The sequence below is a fragment of the Streptomyces sp. NPDC046915 genome, from assembly GCF_040644935.1.
Taxonomy (GTDB): domain Bacteria; phylum Actinomycetota; class Actinomycetes; order Streptomycetales; family Streptomycetaceae; genus Streptomyces.
In genome coordinates this window covers 554,142-571,851 of sequence record NZ_JBEYXB010000004.1, presented here as the reverse complement: position 1 = coordinate 571,851, position 17,710 = coordinate 554,142, and the positions used below count along the sequence as shown (strand labels likewise).

The window sequence follows — 17,710 nt, the reverse complement described above, 5'->3', positions numbered from 1 at the left end:
GGTCACACCTTCGCGGGCTGGTCGGGGGCGGTCTTGGCGGCGGGGGTCCGGCAGGGCTCGTCGGCGCTGAGCCAGTCGGCGATGGCCTTCGCGATGGGCATGCCGGTGAGCGTCTCGACCCACCCCCACTGGCCGTTGACGTTGATCTCCAGGAAGACGTAGTCGCCGTCGGGCGTGAGGATCAGGTCGATCGCGCCGTAGGAGAGCTCGAGCGACTCGGCGAGGGCGACGCAACGCCGTCGGACGTCGTCGGGCAGCCGGTGCTCGCGGTAGCGGACGGACGCGTCCTCGTAGTGCCGCCAGTCCTGCGCGGTGGTGCGGGACGCCTGCGAGTCGATCTCCGCGGCGAACACCTGTCCGGCGACGACGGTGACGCGCAGCTCCACCTGCTTGGGCACGTTGGGCTGGAGGATCACCGGCGCGTGGTGGATCCGGCGCCGGCCGGCCAGGTCGCGGCGGCGCACCGGCACCGTGTACATGTGGTGGCGCTCGCCGTCGACACGGATGTCGCGGTAGGTGAGCGCCTTGCTGATCAGGCGTCCCCCGGCGGCCTCCCAGGCGGGCACCAGTTCGTCCGGGTCGTTGGTGACCACGGTGTCGGGGACGGTGAAGCCCAGCTGGACCGCGCGGGTCAGGTTGACCAGCTTGTTGTCGGCGACGGCGGCGCGCGAGAGCGGTCCGGGCATCCAGCGGCGCGCGGGCAGGATCTCCTTGAGGCCGCGGAGGAAGTACGTCGAGACGTGCTCCGACCACGCACGGTGCGTCGGCTCCTGGACGACGTCCGCCGCGCGGGCGGGCTCCGGGCGGCGGACCCACACCGCTGTGACGTCGGCGAGGTCATGGGTGGCGCCACCGGTGTGCAGCAGCGTGCGGGTCGTCCCGCCCCGCACCTGAAGGGTCAGCCGGCTCTCCCCCGGGAAGCGGTCGTCGTTCCACCAGAGCACTTGCGCGCCGAACCGCTCCAAATGCGGGAGTACGTAGCCGACCGTGATGTCTTCCGGGTCGCTGATGATCAGAATCATGGTGTGTGGTCTCCTCCGCCGCGCTCTCGCGACCCGGGGCCGGGCGGGTGCACCGGAGTGCACCCGCCCGGACCGTGGGGTCAGTCGTTCCAGCAGTCCTCGCTGCTGCCCGCCTGAGTGGCGGTGCAGAGGTAGCCGGTGCCCAGGCCGCCGGTCATGGGCATGCCGCCGACAACGAGCTCGAGCTCCTCGCCGGTCAGCTCGGTGACGCCCTCGGTCAGGTCGTCGAGGCGGATGTTCTGGCTCTCGGCCATGGCTGGTTCCCTCCGTGTTGTTGCGTGGCCGGCATGCGCTGTTCCGCTGCCGGGAGACCCCTCCGACCGGTGTTTTCCGTCGGCGTCAGCCTCGGGAAGAACTCTCGCGCGCCCCACTGGGAAGCCACTGGGAATCGAATGGGCGTTTCTTTCCAGCCAGTTGCCAGTGAATGTAAGCTCCGCGAAACGATCTACCGGGGGAACGCATGACCGAAATCGGCCTGGGGGTACTAGGACAAATCAGCGCGGACGTGGGGGGTGAGCCCGCCGCGCTCGGCGGCCGGGTGCCCCGCTCACTGCTCGCCCTGCTGGTGTCCGAGCGGGGCCGGATGGTCAGCACCGACCGGATCGTCGAGGAACTGTGGGAGGGCGCACCGCCCGCGAGCGCCGTCACCACACTGCACGGCTACATCGCCGCGCTGCGCCGGGCGCTGGAGCCGGGCCGCGCGGCCCGCACCCCGTCCGTGCTCCTGGTCCGGCAGGGGCCCGGCTATGTGCTGCGCGTACCGCCGGAGGCCGTCGACGCCGAACGCTTCACCCACCACGCCCAGCAGGGCAGTCGCGCGCTGGCCTCCGGCGACCCGGACCGCGCCGCCGCGGAGCTGGATGCCGCCGAGCGGCTGTGGCGCGGTCCCGCGTACGCCGACTGCCGGGACGCCGAGTTCGCCCGCCCCGAGGTGATGCGGCTGGAGGCGCTGCGGCTGGCCGCGCGTGAGGACCGGTTCGCCTGCGCCCTCGAACAGGGCGAGCACGCGACCGCCGTCGCCGGCCTCCAGGCCCACGCCGACGAGCACCCGCTGCGGGAACGGGCGTGGTCGCTGCTGGCCCTGGCGCTGTACCGCTGCGAACGGCAGGCCGACGCGCTCGCCGCGCTGCGCACCGTCCGCAAGCGCCTGGTGGACGAGCTCGGCGCCGACCCGGGGCCGGAGCTGCGCAAGCTGGAGACGGACGTGCTCGCGCAGTCCCCGGCGCTGGACCCGCGCCGGCCCGCCCCGGCAGCGTTCGCGGCGGTCCCGGCTCCCGTGGTCGCCCAGGCCGATCTCGCCCCGGCCCCGGTGCGCAGGGCCTCCGCCGCCGACCGCACCCGCAACCTGCCCCGGCACGTCTCCAGCTTCGTCGGCCGCGAGGACCAGCTGGCGGTCCTGCGCGCGCTGCTGGACGAGCACCGGCTGGTCACCGTCGTGGGACCCGGTGGCATGGGCAAGACCCGGCTCGCCAATGAGGCCGGGGCGGCCCGCGAGGACCTCGACGGGCCGTGGCTGGTCGAACTGACCACCATTCAGGACCCGGCCGACCTCCCCCACGCGATCGGCTCCGTGCTCGGCCTGGCCGGCGCGAGCTCCGCCGAAGCGCTGGCCCCCGCCCTGGCCGGCCGCAGCGCACTGCTCGTACTGGACAACTGCGAGCACGTCATCGACGGCGCCGCCGAGCTCGTGGAGTCGCTGCTGCTGAACTGCCCCGAGCTGCGGGTGCTCGCCACCAGCCGCGAGCCCCTGCGGATCTCCGGCGAGGCCGTGCTCGAACTGCCGCCGCTCGGCTCCGACGGCCCCGGCTCCGAGGCCGTACGCCTCTTCCGCGACCGCGCCCGCACCCTGGTGCCCACCTGGCAGCCGACCGGCCAGGAGCTGGAGACGGTCGCCGAACTGTGCCGCGCGCTCGACGGCATGCCGCTCGCGATCGAGCTGGCCGCCGCGCACAGCCGCACCCTGTCGGTGCGCCAGATCGCCGACCACCTCGACGACCGCTTCGCGCTGCTCAGCGGCGGCGCACGCACCGCGCCCCAGCGGCACCGCTCGCTGGAGGCGGCCGTCGCGTGGAGCCACGAGACGCTGGACGCCGCCGAGCGTCGCTTCTTCGACCGGCTCAGTGTGTTCGCGGGCAGCTTCGACCTCGACGCCGCCCGCCGGGTGACCGGCGACCAGGCCGCGCTGTCGCGGATCACCGGCCTGGTCGCCAAGTCGCTGGTGTCCGTGGTGCCCGGCACCGAGCCGCGCCGCTACCGCATGCTGGAGACCCTGCGCCAGTACGGCGACCGGCAGCTGCACGAGGCGGAGCGCCACGAGCTCGCCGCCCGCCACCGCGCGTGGGCCGCCCGGCTCGCCGTGGAAGCGGGGCGCCGGGCGCGCAGCGCCGACACCTCCCGCTGGCTGAGCCGGCTGGAGACGGAGCTCCCGGACTTCCGCGCCGCCATCGCGTCGGCGTTCACGGCCGGGGAACCGGACGTCGCGCTGCGCATCGCCACCGAGCTGTACTGGTTCTGCTACCGGCGCGGGCACGTCAGCGAGGGCCTGGGCTGGCTCACCCGCGGGCTCGCGGAGGCGCCGCCGGCCGACCCCGGCCTGCATGCCCGGGCGTACATCGGCAAGGCGACCCTGCACTACCTCTCGGCCGACCTGCCCTCCGCGGGCGCCGCCCTCGACGCGGCGGAGCCGTTCGCCCTGGAGGCGGACGACCCCGAGCACCGTGCGCTCGTGCTGTGCTACCGCGCCTACTTCCTCGCCGCGGTCGGCAACGGCGCGGGCGCGGTCGAGTCCGGCGAACAGGCGCTCGCGCTGGCCCGCGAGGCGGCGCAGCCGTGGGTGGAGGCCGAGGCGCTGATGGTGCTCAGCCAGGTCGCCCGGGCGAGCGGCGACCTGGCGGCGGCGGACGCGCTGATCGGGCAGGCGGTGTCGACGGCTCATGCCGCCGGGCACGACTGGGCGGCGCTGTCGTCCACCTGGATCGGCCTGAAGATCGCGATGGACCTGGGTGACCGGGACCATCTGCTGCGGCGCGGCCAGGACATGGTGCGGGAGCTGTTCGACGAGTGGGACGTCACCTCGTGGCTGGTCGGCCTGCACACGGTCGCCGGCTGCCTGGCGATGACGGGGCGCCCGGCGGACGGTGCCGTGCTGCTGGGCACGGTGGCGGCGATCGGCGGGCGGATCGGGTTCTTTCCCGAGCGGATGGATCCGCTGGACGGTCCCCGCAACGTCGAGATCGTGCGGGCGGCACTCCGCCCGGACGAGTTCGACGCACGGTTCGCCGAGGGACGCAGGCTCTCGCGCGCCGAGGCGACGGCGTACGTGCGGGAACTGCTGGACTGAGCCCGGCCCACCGCACGACCGGCAGCCTGCACTCCTCGCGCGGGCGACCGCCGCCCGGACCGCGGCACGGGCAGCCGGGCCATGCGCATGCTGCCGACCGGTCCGACGCAGCGGGACCGAACCCGGTGCCGGGGGCCGGGGGCCGAGGGCCGGCGACCAGACTCGACCAACGCGCAGGCGCCCGGCGCTCGGGCCACGGCCTCCGCGGCACGGGCAGCCGGGCCATGCGCATGCTGCCGACCGGTCCGACGCAGCGGGACCGGTGCCGGGGGGGCCGGCGGCCGGAGTCGACCATGGAGAGTCCTGGGTGTCGGGCGCGGGCGCGTACGGCCCGCCGGCTTCCTTCGCGGGCCGGGCCGGAGTCGCGACGGGCCCTGCCCGCCCTGGGCGGGGCGCCCCGCTCACCTGCGACGATGCGGCTCCGGCCGGTTCCGGCGGCTTGATCCACCGGTCGGGTCCCGGTCCCCGAGAGCGGTTTCCATTCATGTGATCACGGTTTGAATTTGCGTATGCCTGGGCCCCTGTTATTTCCCTCACCACGGCATCCGTCCGAATTTCGGGCTTCATTGCCTAGAATTTGGCCCGGACACGACACAGGAGGGGAGCGGTGACCGTGCGACGGGACTTCCAGGAGCCTGCGAGATGCCGCCCCGACCTGGTCATCGGCCGGGAGGAGCTGTTCGCCGCCGCCCACGAGCAGCTGACCCGAGGTGGCAGCGTCCTGCTCCACGGCCCGGCCGGAATAGGGAAATCGACCGTACTGCGGGCATTGGCAGCGGAATACGCCGGTGCCGCCCACACCGTGTTGCGCTGCTCCGCCACCGAGTCCGAATCCCACCTCCCCTTCCTCGCGCTCGCCGACCTCCTCGGCCTGGTCCTCGACCGGGTGTCCGCACGGCTGCCCTCCGCCCAGGCCACCGCCCTGGAGTCGGCGCTCACCGGCCGCGGCGAGTCCAGCCTCCAGCGCGACGGACTCGCCCTGCGCCTCGCCGTGCTGTCCGCGCTGCGTGCGCTGGCCGCCGAGGGCACCGTCCTCGTCGTCGCCGACGACCTCCAGTGGCTGGACCCGGCCAGCGCCGAACTCCTCGGCTTCGCCGCCCGCCGCCTGGGTGACACCCCGGTCCAACTGCTGTGCGCGGTCCGCACCGAGGGCCAGGAGTACGACCGTCATCTACGCGCGTCCCCGCCCGACACCCTCGCCGTCCGGCTCGGCTCCCTGACCCGCGCCCAGGTCTCCGCCCTGCTCGACCACCGCGGCCACACCGGCCTGACGCGCTCCACGGTCCGCGAGATCCACCGCACCAGCGGCGGCAACCCGCTCTTCGCGCTGGAGCTCGGCCGCGCCCTCGCCGAGAGCCCCACCCCGCCGCGCCCCGGCGAGCCGCTGCCGGTGCCCACCTCGCTGCGCGCGCTGGTGCTCAGCCGCCTGGACATGCTCTCCGTCGAGGCCCGCCGCACCCTGCTGGTGGCCAGCGCGGGCGCCCGCCCCACCCCGGCGCTGCTGCACGCGGCCGGCCGGGAGAACGCCGAGGCCGAGTGCGCGCAGGCCGCCGAACTCGGGCTGCTGGCCACCGAGCCGGAGGACCCCGCCGTACGGTTCGCGCACCCGCTGATCTCCGCCGCCCTGTACGCCGAGGCCCCCGTCCACGAACGGCGGGCCGCGCACGCCGCGCTGTCCACGGCCGCCCCCGACCCGATAGAGCGGGCCCGCCACCTCGCGCTGGCCACCACCGGCACCGACCCGGAGGCGGCCGCCCGGCTCGCCGAGGCCGCCGCGCTGGCCCGGGACCGGGGGGCGCCGTCCGTGGCCGCGCAGCTCGGACTGCTCGCCGCCCGGCACACCCCGGCCGGCAGCGCGCCCGGCCCGGACGAGCGCCGGCTGCAGGCCGCCGAGGACGCCATCACCGCCGGGGAGGTCGACCTCGCCCGGGACATCGCCCGCGAGGTGCTGACCCGGGCGACGGTGCCCGCCGAGCGGGTACGGGCCTGGATGGCCGTGATCGAGACGGCCGGCCACACCATGACCGAGGTCGACGCCGTCTTCCCGCAGGCCCTGGCCGACGCCGGCGAGGACCCGCGGCTGCTCGCCCTCGTCCACTACCAGATGGCGTGGCGGGCGCTGATCGTGGAGGGCGACTTCACCGAGGCGCGCGAGGCCGCCGCGCACACGGCGGAGCTCGCCGAACGCGGCGGCGACCGGCGCACCGAGCTCCTGGCGCTGGCGTTCCTGGCCCAGATCGAGACCCTGATGGGTCATCCGGCGGCCCCCGCCACCATAAAGCGCGCGATGAAGGAGCCCCAGGACCCGCGGGTGGCGTGCCATCACAACGGCGCGGGCAGCGCCCGGTTCCGCTGGCTGGTCATGGGCGACCAGCTGGCCGAGGCGCGGGCCACCGTCACCGCCCTGCTGCGCGAGGTGCGGCGGCGCGGCTCGGTGGAGAGCGAGGTGCACTTCCTGCGCGGGCTCGCCGAGACCGAACTGCGCTCCGGGCACTGCGGCCGGGCACTGGAGCTGGCCCGGGAGAGCCTCGCCCTGGCCCGGGACTCCGGGATCGGCGAGACGGCCTCCGGCATGCTCACCTCCCTGGCGGAGGCCTCCGGCGGCGACGTGGACCGGGCGCTCGCGCTGGCCCGGGAGGCGGTCGAGCACGCCGAGCAGGACGGGGACCAGATGTATCTCTCCCGGGCCCTGGGCGCGCTGGGCTACGCCCAGTTGGTGGCCGGTGATCCGGCGGGCGCGGTGCGCTCGCTGCGCCGGGTGCGGGAACTGGAGCGGCACCTGGGCATCACCGACCCGGCGCGCGGCCGCTGGCACGGCGACCTCGCCGAGGCCCTCGTCAGGATCGGCGCCCCGGACGAGGCGCAGGACGTCATCGACGTCACCCGTGAGCACGCGCTGCGCCTCGGCCGCGAGAGCGTGCTCGCGGTCCTGGACCGCGCCGAGGCCCTCGTCCGCGCCGCCCGCGGGCAACTGGACCCGGCCGTCGCCCAGTTGACGTCGGCCCAGGACCGGCTCGCCAAACTCGGCTACGGCCTGGAGGAGGCCCGCGCCGCCTTCGCGCTGGCCCAGCTGCGCACCGGGAGCCCGGGGCCGACGGCGTACGACGAGGCGGCCCGGCTGTTCCGCCGCTGCCGGGCGCTGCCCTGGCTGCGTCAGGTGGAGGCGGCCGTCACGGCCCCGGAGCCCGAGCCGGAGCCGGTGGTCACCGCGCCCGCCGCCCTGGACGCGCTGGAGGGACTGGCCTCGATGGAGCGTCAGGTGGCCGCGCTGGTCATGGAGGGCGCCACCAACCGGGAGATCGCCGCCCGTCTGTTCATCAGCGTCAAGACCGTCGAGGCGACCCTGACCCGGGTCTACCGCAAGCTGGGGATCCGTTCGCGGGTGGACATCGTCCGATTGGCGGCAGGCCGCCGCGCGAAGTGACGACCCGCCAGGTTTACTGAGCCGGACCGAGGGTTTTCCCTGCCCCACTCCACTAGGGGGTTCCCTCATTGGGAGGAGGCTGTTCCGGGTCCTAGCTTGAACCCATGCCGCTCGCCCGGGCATACGGGGGTCGGTCCCGCGGCCCCCGCAGTGCACCCCCCACACCCGCGCGTCCCCCCACCGGCAACCCCACTGAGGAGACTCATGTTCGGGCCAAACCGCGCCAAGAGAACCGCCGCCGTCGTCGCGGCGACCGCTGCCGCCGCCGCGACCGCCCTGCTCAGCGCCCCCACCGCGCAGGCCGCTCCCCAGCCCATCGTCGGCGGCACGACGACCACGACGGCCGCGTACCCGTTCATGATGCAGATCACGGACGCCTCCGGTAACCAGTTCTGCGGCGGCACCCTGGTGGCGGCCAAGAAGGTCGTGACCGCGGCCCACTGCATGGTCGGCGAGTCCACCAGCAGTGTCCGGGTGGTCGGCGGGCGGACCTATCTGAACGGCACCGACGGCACGGTCAGCAAGGTCAGCAAGATCTGGATCAACCCGGACTACACCGACGCCACCAACGGTGACGACGTGGCCGTGCTGACCCTGTCCTCGTCGATGTCGTACACCCCCGCGTCGTACGTCTCCTCCTCGCAGACCGGCGTGTACGCGGCCGGCACCACGGCCCGCATCCTCGGCTGGGGCACCACCTCGGAGAACGGCAGCTCCTCCAACCAGCTGCGGACCGCGACCGTCCCGATCGTGTCCGACTCCAGCTGCAAGAGCTCCTACGGTTCGGACTTCGTCCAGACCGACATGGTTTGCGCCGGATACACCTCCGGCGGCGTAGACACCTGCCAGGGCGACAGCGGCGGTCCCCTGCTCATCGGGGGCGTCCTGGCAGGGATCACTTCCTGGGGAGAGGGGTGCGCGGAGGCCGGTTACCCGGGTGTGTACACCCGGCTGACCACCTTCTCGAACCTGGTGACCACACAGGTCAACTCGTAACCCGGAAAGCCTCCCGAGGACCCCTCGGGTAGATGCCAGGGAGGCGTTGCGGGCCTCCACGAGCGGCCCGCAGCGCCTCCCTATCCACGTCTCCGGTCGCCCTCAGCTCCGTACGACGGTGCCGAACCGGATGTCGTACGACGCCTCGGGATGCATCGTCTCCAGCATCCGCCGTCCCTCTTCGCGCACTTCCTCCCGCTGGGCCGCGGTCAGCCGCCCGAAGGGCTCCACGACCAGCGCCGCACCGTCGAGCTTCCACACACCCGCCAGGAAGCCGTCGACGAGGAGCGTGCGGTAGGCCTGGTTGCCCTGCCAGCTGCGGCCCCGGTACTCGGGGGGTACGACGCGGGTGCGGTCGGCGTGGGAGAGCAGCAGGTTGTCGAACTCGGGCAGGAAGCGGGGCGGGGCCGGGGTGTCCGGGTCGGGGCGGGGCGCGTCGGGCAGGTCGAACAGCTCCACGCCGTTGCCGTCCCGGAAGGTGACGAGCTGTGGGCGCAGGCGTTCGAAGGCCGCGCGCAGCCGGGTCAGGCCCGCCCAGGTCTGCATGTCCTTGACGGAGGCCGGGCCGAAGGCGGCGAGGTAGCGCAGCACGACGGCGTCCGGTGCCGGGGCGGGCTCGGCGGGGCGGCCCAGCCACCGCTCGGAGGTGGTCAGGGCGACCTGGCCGCTGCGGTCCCAGAGCCCGCGCGGGGTGACCTGGACGAGCGGCAGCCGGCAGCGGGCGGCGACCGCGAGCGCCTGCGGGTCGGCCTCCGGCCACTTGGCGGAGAGGGCCTGACGCAACTGCGCCATGGTGCGCGGCTCGTCCTCCACGAGCTCACGGGCGAGCGTGGCGAGCCGGTCGAGGTCGACGCCGGTGAGCCCCTTGCGGAAGGCGTTCAGCTCCCGGTCCCTGGCGGGCTGGACGAGCGGGCGCAGGGTGAGGCAGTCCTCGGCCGTGTGGGTGTGGATGGTCGAGCGCATCGTGACGATACGGACGGCGGCGCGGTCGGCCATGAGCCGGGAGAGATCCTGCGGCACGAAGCGGTCGAGACGGGCGGCGAGCGCGTAGTACGGCGGCTTCACGTTCTGCGCCTGAAGCCCGACCAGATGCCCGACGGCCGCCCCGGCCGACAGCGCCGACCGGCGCAACAGCAGCTGCCGCTCGAGGGTCGCCCGGTTGAGGGCCCGGACGGAGAGCGGGGACGCGCTCGCCGTGCCCGTGCCCGTCGCGGCAGGCCTCTCGGTACTCGGGCTCCCCGTGCCCCCGCCGTCCGTGCTCCCCGCGCGCGTACTCACCACGCCACCGTCCTCCCCGCCACGACTCCCGGCGCTCCGATCCGTCATGACGGCACGCTAGTGCCAGTTGCGGACACCTTTGGTCCGCAACTCTCACCGGATCCCGGTCCGCGCACCAGGGACGGGCCGGGTATGCCCCGTATATCCTGCTGGTGATCATGCCGACGCAGGCCGACCGAGAGGCAGCACTCGATGCCCGAGCGACGCGCCGTCCCCGCCTCCAGGAGGAACCTCCGCAAATCCGTCTGGCGGCGCACCCTGCCCCCGTCGAAGCCGCCCACGGCCGAACCGTCCGCGCCGCCCGAGCAGCCGCCCGCCGCGGTACCGGCCGAGGCCGCGAGCATCGTCCAGGCGTCCCTGTACCGCGACGGGGTGCGTGTCTCCGACCCCGCCACGCTCGCCGACACCTACCGGGAGCTGCGCGAGCAGCCGGCCGGCATGGCGTGGATCGGTCTGGCACGGCCCACGGAAGGCGAACTCCTCTCCCTCGCCGCGGAGTTCGGACTGCATCCGCTGGCCGTCGAGGACGCGATGGAGGCGCACCAGCGTCCGAAGCTGGAGCGGTACGGCGACACGCTCTTCGTGGTACTGCGCGCCGCCCGCTATCTGGACGCGCCCGAGGAGGTCGACTTCGGCGAGCTGCACGTGTTCGTCGGACCCGACTTCGTCATCACCGTCCGGCACGGCGCCGCCCCCGACCTCTCCGCGGTCCGCGGCCGTATGGAGGACTCCCCCGAGCTGCTCAAGCTGGGCCCGGAAGCGGTGCTCTACGCGATACTCGACGCGGTCGTGGACGGCTACGCGCCCGTCGTCGAGGGCGTCCAGATCGACATCGACGAGATCGAGACGGAGGTCTTCCGCGGCGACCCCGAGGTCTCCCGCCGCATCTACGAACTCTCCCGCGAGATGGTCGAGTTCCAGCGCGCCACCCGCCCCCTGGTCGGCATGCTGCACGGCCTGATGGCCGGCTTCGCCAAGTACGAGACCGACGAGGAGCTCCAGCGCTACCTCCGCGACGTCGCCGACCACGTCACCCACACCAGCGAGCGCGTCGACGGGTTCCGCCAGGCCCTCACCGAGATCCTCACGGTGAACGCCACCCTGGTCACCCAGCAGCAGAACGCGGAGATGCGGGCGCTGGCGGAAGCGGGCTTCGAACAGAACGAGGAGGTCAAGAAGATCTCCAGCTGGGCGGCCATCCTGTTCGCGCCCACCCTCGTCGGGACGATCTACGGCATGAACTTCTCCCATATGCCCGAGCTGCACTGGGCTTTCGGATACCCCTTCGCCATCGCTCTGATGGGGGTCGTCTGCACGACGTTGTACGTGGTCTTCAAACGACGGGACTGGCTCTAGACGTTCAAGGAATTCTGCTGGATGCTCAATGCCGCCTGTCAGTCCCGCCGAGCGCCCCGAACACTCGAAAGGCGGCCGCGTAATTGAGTACGATCGACACCGAGAAAAGTATTCTCGCCGATGCCCCGGGACCTTCGTCGGTCCGGGACGTCGTGGGCGCTTATCTGTCCCTCTGCAAGCCGCGCATAGTCGAGCTCCTGCTGGTCTCGGCGGTCCCCACCCTTTTCGCGGCCAGCCATGGCGTACCCTCGATCACCGCTTTCCTCGCCGTCACATTGGGCGGCACCTGCGCGGCGGCCAGTGCGGGTGCGTTCAACTGCGTGATAGACCGCGATATCGACCGGCTGATGGAGCGCACCAGGAATCGTCCGCTGGCTCGCCATCGGGTCGGCCCGCGGGCGGCCCTGATGTTCGGGACCGCGCTCTGCGTGATCTCCGTCGGAATCTTCCTCGCCCTGGCCAATCCGCTGGCCGCGGTTCTCGCCCTGTGCGCGATCAGCCATTACGCGCTCGTCTACACCCTGTTGCTGAAGCGGCGGACCCCACAGAGTACGCTTTGGGGTGGTCTGTGCGGATCCGCCCCCGTCCTGATCGCCTGGGCGGCAGCAACCGGATCCCTCTCGTGGACCGCGCTGTCGCTCTTCCTGGTCGTCTTCTTCTGGCAGCCGCCGCATTTCTGGGCACTGGCCGTCAAATACCGGGACGACTATTCCCGAGCCGGTATTCCGGTGCTGCCCGTCGTGGCGTCGATCCGACGTGTACTGACCGAAAGCGTCGTGCACAGCTGGCTCATGGTGACGGCGTCCGTCGCGGTGTGGCCGCTCACTCCCACCACACCCCTCTACGGCGTCACGTCCGTCGTTCTCGGCGGCGTGTTCCTCTTCCAGGTGCACGGTCTCCACAAGGCCGCGCGAAGCGGCCAGGAGCCGCGGACCATGCGGCTTTTCCACACGTCGATCGTCTATCTGACATTGCTCTTCCTGGCGCTGGCCGCCGATTCGCTGCTCCGTCACGGGAGCTGAGGCCTGCCCGCACCGGCACGCCTCAGCCGCACGAATTCAGCCGGCCGGGTCTTTCTCCAGGGCCACCGGAAGGCTGCTGACCCCGGTGATGAAGTTCGATTCGATACGCCGCACTTCACCCCGGAGTCTCACATGGGCGACCCTTTCCCGCAGGACACGCAGCATCGTGCGCAGCTCCAGCCGGGCCAGCACCGCGCCGATGCAGAAATGCAGCCCGTGGCCGAAGGTGAGATGCCGGTTCGGTGAGCGCCCGATGTCGAAGACGTCAGGCGCGGCGAACATCTGTTCATCCCGGTTCGCGGAGACGTTCCAGACCGTCACCACGTCGCCCTCGCGTATGACCTCGCCGTGCAGTGTCACATCGGCCAGCGCGGTCCGCCCGATGTGCGACGCGGGTGTGGTCCAGCGCAGGATCTCTTCCGCCGCCGGGTCCACCAGGGCGGGGTCCCCGCGCAGCCGCTCCCACTGTGCCGGGTTCTCCATCAGTGCCAGCAACCCGCCGCTCATGGCGAGCCGCGCCGTCTCGTCCCCTCCGACGATGAGGTTGTAGCAGTTGAGCAGCACCTCCTGCTTGGTGAGCCGGCGCCCGTCGACCTCGCTGGTGGCCAGCAGGCTGACCATGTCGCTGCCCGGCGCCCCGCCGCGCACCGCGGCCAGGTTCGCGTAGTACTGCAGGATCCGGCTGCGGGCGACACGGATCTCGATGTCGGGTGCCTCGAAGTCACCCGAGAGCATCGCCCTGTTCGTCAACTCAAGTACCCGGGGCCGGTCCTGCGGCGGCACCCCGAGCAGTTCGCAGATGACGGTCAAAGGGATCTGCGCCGCGACGTCCCGCGCGAAGTCGCAGGCGCCCCGCTCCAGCGCCCGGCCCACGAGATCACGCGTCGTGGCCTCGGTGAGGTCCTTGACCAGGTCGAGCACCTTGGGACCGATGCCCGAGAGCATGAGCCGGCGCAGCCCCGCGTGCCACCGGCCGTCGGACACGGCGACCATGCGCCCCGCACCGGTGTCACCGCCGTGCAGCAGGGTCGCCAGCATGTTGCCGCGGCCGACGGTGAATCTCTCGTGGTCCTTCAGCAGGCCGAGCACGTCGGCGTACCGGGTGACGACCCAGAATCCGGGGACGCTTCCCTGCGAGGGGTGCCACCATATCGGGGCCTCCTGCCGCAGCTTCCTCCACAACGGCCCCAGATCGGCTGTCGCATGCAGCCCGGGATCCAGCAGATTCACTCTGTCCAGGTCTTCGAAGGCAACGGATTTCAGCCCGAGCACGAATAGTCCTCCCTGTGCGAAATGGGCCTCGCCCGCTCTTGCGGCCGGAAAGCCGAAGGCACGGGCCCGGATCACCATCACCCTTTCCCGTGGCCTCCGTCCACACCGATGCCGGCCGCACTGGGGGCTCACGACTCCCCTTGGTCCGGCTCCTCATGGAGAATCGCCACCGCGTCCGCACCCGTCGCGCGCGACATCCCCGACGGGAAATCACAGAGGAGTTGACGGATGAGCAGCAAATGGGTTTCCCGGATCGGATCCTCCCGCCCGGACCGGCCGCTTCTCCTGGTCTTTCCGCATGCCGGCAGCGGACCGTCCGCCTATCAGCGCTGGCGCACTGTCGTCCCTTTGGAGGTCGAGGTACTCGCGGTGCGATTCCCCGGCCGTGAGACCCGTATCCGCGAGCCGCTGGTTCCCGACGTGGAAACCCTGGTGAAGGAGACCGCGGACGGCCTCGCCGAGATCCTCCAGGGCCGCCGCTTCGCCTTCCTCGGACACAGTGTGGGTTCTCTCGTCGCCTACGAACTGGCCCTTCTGCTCAGGCGCCAGGGGCTGCCCGGACCCGTCTGCCTGGGCGTCTCGGGATACCCGGCACCACAGGTGCGCATACCGGACCCACTGCACGAGGTGCCGGACGAGAAGCTGCTGAGCTTCCTGCTGGAACGTCAGTACGTGCCCCGGTCGCTGCTCTCCCAGCGGGGGTTCCTGCAGATGTTCCTGCCCATACTCCGGGCCGACTTCTCCCTGGCCGGCACGTACCGGCTGCGCGCGGAGCGGCCGCTGGAGTGCCCCGTCCACGCGTTCGCCGGGGCCTCGGACGTCTTCGCCGACCCCGAGGAGCTGCGGGGCTGGGCGGCGCTCACCGAGGCGGAGTTCTCGCTGGACCTCTTCCCCGGGGACCACTTCTATCTCTTCGACCGGGGCGACGACATCCTCCGGAAAGTCACCAAGCCTTTGCTTTGACAAGAGTCATGTCCCGTCGACGGGACACGTCTTCTGTGCGTCGCGTACCGCACCCCACCGTTCCTTGAGTCCGATCCGGGCCCGGAGCTACGGTGGCGCGGCCCCTGTGTGAGATCAATTCGAAGGAGCGATTGCGGTGAATGGAGTTGCTCGGTTCGTCGGGACAGCGACGGGGCGACGAACCAAGTGGCTCGTTCTCCTGACTTGGTTATTCCTGTTGGTTCTGGTGGGTTCCCAGGGCAGCAAGATGTTCACGCTCCAGAAGAACAGCGCCATCAGCGCCCTGCCCGATTCGGCCGAATCCGTCAAGGCCGACCGGCAATACCAGAAATTCCCCCAGAGCAAGCGGATATCCGCGCTCATCGTCTATCAACGCGGCTCCGCTCTGACCGATGCCGACCGGGCCCGGATCGACGCCGACCGAGCGGCCGTCGGCCGGAAGATCACCAAGAAGGCGCAGGTGCACGAGGCCACCTTCGCGCCTGGCGGCGACACGGCCGTCGTCCGGGTGGATCTCCCGGTGCCCGGCACCGGGCTGAGCTTCGACGAGACGGCCGACGTGGCCGACTCCGTGCGCGCCGTGCAGCACCTGGTCGGCCGCGGGGACGGCGGGCTCGCGGTGGCCGTGACCGGACAGGCCGGGTACGCGACAGCCAACGCCGACATCATGAGCGACGTCAACACGACGCTCTTCCTGGTGACCCTGCTGCTCCTGGTGCTGGTCCTGGTCGTCGCCCATCGCAGCCCCTGGCTGTGGGCCGTCACCCTGGCGGTCGGCGGCATCGCCCTGGCGGTCGCCGAGGGCACGGTCTATCTGCTCGGCAGGGCGACCGGACTCACGTACACGACGCTGTCGCAGGGGCTGCTCACCGTGCTCACGGTGTGCGTCTCGACCGGCTACGCCCTGCCGCTCGTCTCCCGGTACCGCGAGGAACTGCGCGGGCACGCCGACAAGCACGAGGCGATGCGTGCCGCGTTGCCCCGGGCCGGCCGTGCCGCCGTCGTGAGCGCGGTCGCGGTGGCCGGTGGTCTGCTCTGCCTGACGGCGGCGGACCTGCGGACGACCCGCGGGCTCGGGCCGGTCGGCGCGGTCGCGGTGCTGTGCGCGCTCGCCGCGGCCACGACGTTGCTGCCGGCCGTCCTGCTGGTGTTCGGCCGCTGGATCCTCTGGCCCCTCGCACCGCGGTACGGGGACACGGCACAGGCCGATGCCGGCTTCTGGGGCCGGCTGTGCGGGCGGGTCGGCCGGCGGCCTCGGACGGTCTGGGCGGTCACGGCCGTCGTGCTCGCCGCGCTGTCGCTCGGACTGTTCGCGTCCCGCACCGGGCTGAGCACCGACGACTCGTTCACCGGCGAGCCCCAGGCCGTCGCCGGCCAGCGGATGCTCGCCCGCGACCTCCCGGCCGGCAGCACGTCACCGGTGACCGTCGTCGTGCGGTCGGCCGCCGAGGAACGGGTGCTCGCGGCGCTGCGCGCCGACGACGGCCTGACACGGGCCGGGCGCGCGGCACGGGCGGGCGACCTGTCCCTGATCACCGCCGTGCCGACCTCGCCGCCCGCGAGCCCGGCCGCCCTCAGCACCGTGGAACGCGTGCGCGACACGCTGCGCGCTCTGCCCGGCGCGTCCGCCGGCGTCGGCGGCCCCGACGCGGTCGCCCTCGACACGGCGGACGCCGAGAGCCGGGACCGCGAGGTCGTCGTCCCGCTGATGCTGCTCGTCCTGGCGGTGCTCCTCGGCCTGCTGTTGCGGGCCGTGGTCGCCCCACTGGTGCTGGTCTCGACGGTGTTCCTCACCTACACGGCGGCACTGGGCGTCTCGGTCGCCGTCCACCGCCCCGTCTTCGGATTCGCCGGGCAGGAGGGAACCCTGGCACTGCACTCCCTGGCCTACCTGGTGACGTTCTGCGTCGGCACCGGTGTCCTCCTGCTGACGCGCGTCGAGGAGGAGTCCGCCCGCCTGGGCCGGCCGGCCGGCACGGTGCGGGCGGTCGCCGCCACCGTCCCGGCGATCACGGGCGCCGCCCTGGTCGTCGCCGCCCTGTTCGCCGCGCTCGGACTCATCCCGCTGGTGGGCATCGTCCAGATCGCCCTCGTGGTGGCCCTCGGAGTGCTCGTGGACGCGTTCGTCGTCCGGCCTCTGCTGCTGCCGGCCCTGCTGATGGACCTCGGGGAGCGGTCGTGGTGGCCACGGCCGCGGTCCGCGCCGGCCGCCTCCGGGGCCGGGCACCCGGCCCCCGCGCAGTCCACGGCCGGCACGGTGGCGGGAGGCCGGGATGTCTGAGGTCCGGTTGGTGCGCATCGGTCCCGAGCGGCCGACCGCGCCGGTGGTGGTCTGCCTCCCGCACGCCGGGGGCGGCGCCCAGGCCTTCCGCCGCTGGGCCCGCGCCCTCCCCACCGGCCTGGAACTGATGGCCGTTCAGCTCCCGGGCCGCGAGGAAAGGGCCGGGGGCCCCTTCCTCACCGACTTCGACGAGCTGGTGTCGAGGACCGCCGGGGCCGTCACCCAGGCCGTCGCCGGCCGCCCCTACGCACTCTTCGGGCACAGCGCGGGCTCGCTGATCGCCTTCGCGCTGGCCCGGCGGGCACGGCGCGACGGCCGGCCGCTGCCGGCCACGCTGGCGGTCTCCTCGTTCCCCGCGCCCCACACCCTGCGGCCGCTCGCTCTGGACGGTGTCCCGGACAAGGACATTCTGGATTTCCTCAGCGGGCTCTCCTACGCTTTTTCGAACGGTCCGGAATCACAGCCCGAGCTGATCCGGGAAATCCTGCCGGTGCTGCGTGCCGACTTCGCCGCCGTGAGCGGCTACCGACATGCCGAAGAGCACCCCCTGGACTGCCCGCTGCATGTATTCGGCGGCTCGGTCGACCGCTTCGTCAGGCCGGCCGAACTGGAACTGTGGCGGCCTTTCACGGAACGTGAGTTCACCCTGCACATCATGCGCGGCGGACACTTCCACCTCCACCGGAGCACCGCTCGCATCCTGCGCGTCCTGGCCGCGCACCTCACCCAGCAGCCCATCACCGAGGAGGTCTGACC

General features: G+C 72.5%; 12 protein-coding genes. 8 read left to right on the top strand and 4 right to left on the bottom strand.

Annotated elements, in window-relative coordinates:
• Window positions 1-2: 2 nt before the first annotated feature.
• Window positions 3-1,022: an MvdC/MvdD family ATP grasp protein gene (locus ABZ915_RS13745; RefSeq protein ID WP_361800825.1), complete on the bottom strand. Its 1,020-nt coding sequence runs from the start codon at window positions 1,020-1,022 to the stop codon at window positions 3-5.
• An 80-nt stretch (window positions 1,023-1,102) separates the two neighbouring features.
• A complete protein-coding gene (locus ABZ915_RS13740) occupies window positions 1,103-1,276 on the bottom strand; it encodes a hypothetical protein (protein WP_361800822.1) in 174 nt (57 codons plus the stop codon).
• A gap of 206 nt (window positions 1,277-1,482) precedes the next feature.
• On the opposite strand from ABZ915_RS13740, the gene ABZ915_RS13735 reads away from it, so the two are divergent.
• The 3 genes from ABZ915_RS13735 (at window position 1,483) to ABZ915_RS13725 (ending at window position 8,782) form a co-directional block, all read left to right on the top strand.
• Window positions 1,483-4,362 (top strand): BTAD domain-containing putative transcriptional regulator, encoded by a 2,880-nt coding sequence (locus ABZ915_RS13735; RefSeq protein WP_361800819.1) that lies wholly within the window; start codon window positions 1,483-1,485, stop codon window positions 4,360-4,362.
• 607 nt (window positions 4,363-4,969) lie between these two features.
• Window positions 4,970-7,786, top strand: coding sequence for an AAA family ATPase (locus tag ABZ915_RS13730; RefSeq protein WP_361800816.1), 2,817 nt, complete (start codon window positions 4,970-4,972; stop codon window positions 7,784-7,786).
• A gap of 204 nt (window positions 7,787-7,990) precedes the next feature.
• Window positions 7,991-8,782 (top strand): serine protease, encoded by a 792-nt coding sequence (locus ABZ915_RS13725; RefSeq protein ID WP_361800813.1) that lies wholly within the window; start codon window positions 7,991-7,993, stop codon window positions 8,780-8,782.
• Between the two features lie 102 nt (window positions 8,783-8,884).
• Here the strand turns inward: ABZ915_RS13725 and ABZ915_RS13720 are convergent, their stop codons facing one another.
• Window positions 8,885-10,108 carry a winged helix DNA-binding domain-containing protein gene (locus ABZ915_RS13720; RefSeq protein WP_361800810.1) on the bottom strand — a complete coding sequence of 408 codons (1,224 nt, stop codon included), beginning with the start codon at window positions 10,106-10,108 and terminating at the stop codon, window positions 8,885-8,887.
• A gap of 144 nt (window positions 10,109-10,252) precedes the next feature.
• On the opposite strand from ABZ915_RS13720, the gene ABZ915_RS13715 reads away from it, so the two are divergent.
• Together ABZ915_RS13715 and ABZ915_RS13710 are read left to right on the top strand one after the other, a co-directional pair.
• Entirely contained in the window at window positions 10,253-11,416 is a 1,164-nt protein-coding gene (locus ABZ915_RS13715; RefSeq protein WP_361800807.1) for a magnesium and cobalt transport protein CorA, read from the top strand.
• An 83-nt stretch (window positions 11,417-11,499) separates the two neighbouring features.
• Window positions 11,500-12,438 (top strand): heme o synthase, encoded by a 939-nt coding sequence (locus ABZ915_RS13710; RefSeq protein WP_361800805.1) that lies wholly within the window; start codon window positions 11,500-11,502, stop codon window positions 12,436-12,438.
• Window positions 12,439-12,474: 36 nt separating this feature from the next.
• Here ABZ915_RS13710 and ABZ915_RS13705 read toward each other — a convergent pair whose 3' ends face one another.
• On the bottom strand, window positions 12,475-13,710 hold the full coding sequence (locus ABZ915_RS13705) for a cytochrome P450 (RefSeq protein WP_361800802.1): 1,236 nt from the start codon (window positions 13,708-13,710) through the stop codon (window positions 12,475-12,477).
• 228 nt (window positions 13,711-13,938) lie between these two features.
• Here ABZ915_RS13705 and ABZ915_RS13700 point away from each other — a divergent pair, with 228 nt between their 5' ends.
• The 3 genes from ABZ915_RS13700 (at window position 13,939) to ABZ915_RS13690 (ending at window position 17,708) form a co-directional block, all read left to right on the top strand.
• Entirely contained in the window at window positions 13,939-14,673 is a 735-nt protein-coding gene (locus tag ABZ915_RS13700) for an alpha/beta fold hydrolase (protein WP_361800798.1), read from the top strand.
• Window positions 14,674-14,899: 226 nt separating this feature from the next.
• Window positions 14,900-16,954, top strand: coding sequence for an MMPL family transporter (locus ABZ915_RS13695; protein ID WP_361801012.1), 2,055 nt, complete (start codon window positions 14,900-14,902; stop codon window positions 16,952-16,954).
• Window positions 16,947-17,708, top strand: coding sequence for an alpha/beta fold hydrolase (locus ABZ915_RS13690; RefSeq protein WP_361800795.1), 762 nt, complete (start codon window positions 16,947-16,949; stop codon window positions 17,706-17,708). Before ABZ915_RS13695 ends, ABZ915_RS13690 begins: the two co-directional genes overlap by 8 nt.
• Window positions 17,709-17,710: the final 2 nt, after the last annotated feature.

Excerpts from the sequence above, each read along its gene's own strand:
- ABZ915_RS13745 (WP_361800825.1), bottom strand. The coding sequence starts at position 1,022 with ATGATTCTGATCATCAGCGACCCGGAAGACATCACGGTCGGCTACGTA.
- ABZ915_RS13740 (WP_361800822.1), bottom strand. The coding sequence starts at position 1,276 with ATGGCCGAGAGCCAGAACATCCGCCTCGACGACCTGACCGAGGGCGTC.
- ABZ915_RS13735 (WP_361800819.1), top strand. The coding sequence starts at position 1,483 with ATGACCGAAATCGGCCTGGGGGTACTAGGACAAATCAGCGCGGACGTG.
- ABZ915_RS13725 (WP_361800813.1), top strand. The coding sequence starts at position 7,991 with ATGTTCGGGCCAAACCGCGCCAAGAGAACCGCCGCCGTCGTCGCGGCG.
- ABZ915_RS13720 (WP_361800810.1), bottom strand. The coding sequence starts at position 10,108 with ATGACGGATCGGAGCGCCGGGAGTCGTGGCGGGGAGGACGGTGGCGTG.
- ABZ915_RS13715 (WP_361800807.1), top strand. The coding sequence starts at position 10,253 with ATGCCCGAGCGACGCGCCGTCCCCGCCTCCAGGAGGAACCTCCGCAAA.
- ABZ915_RS13700 (WP_361800798.1), top strand. The coding sequence starts at position 13,939 with ATGAGCAGCAAATGGGTTTCCCGGATCGGATCCTCCCGCCCGGACCGG.
- ABZ915_RS13690 (WP_361800795.1), top strand. The coding sequence starts at position 16,947 with ATGTCTGAGGTCCGGTTGGTGCGCATCGGTCCCGAGCGGCCGACCGCG.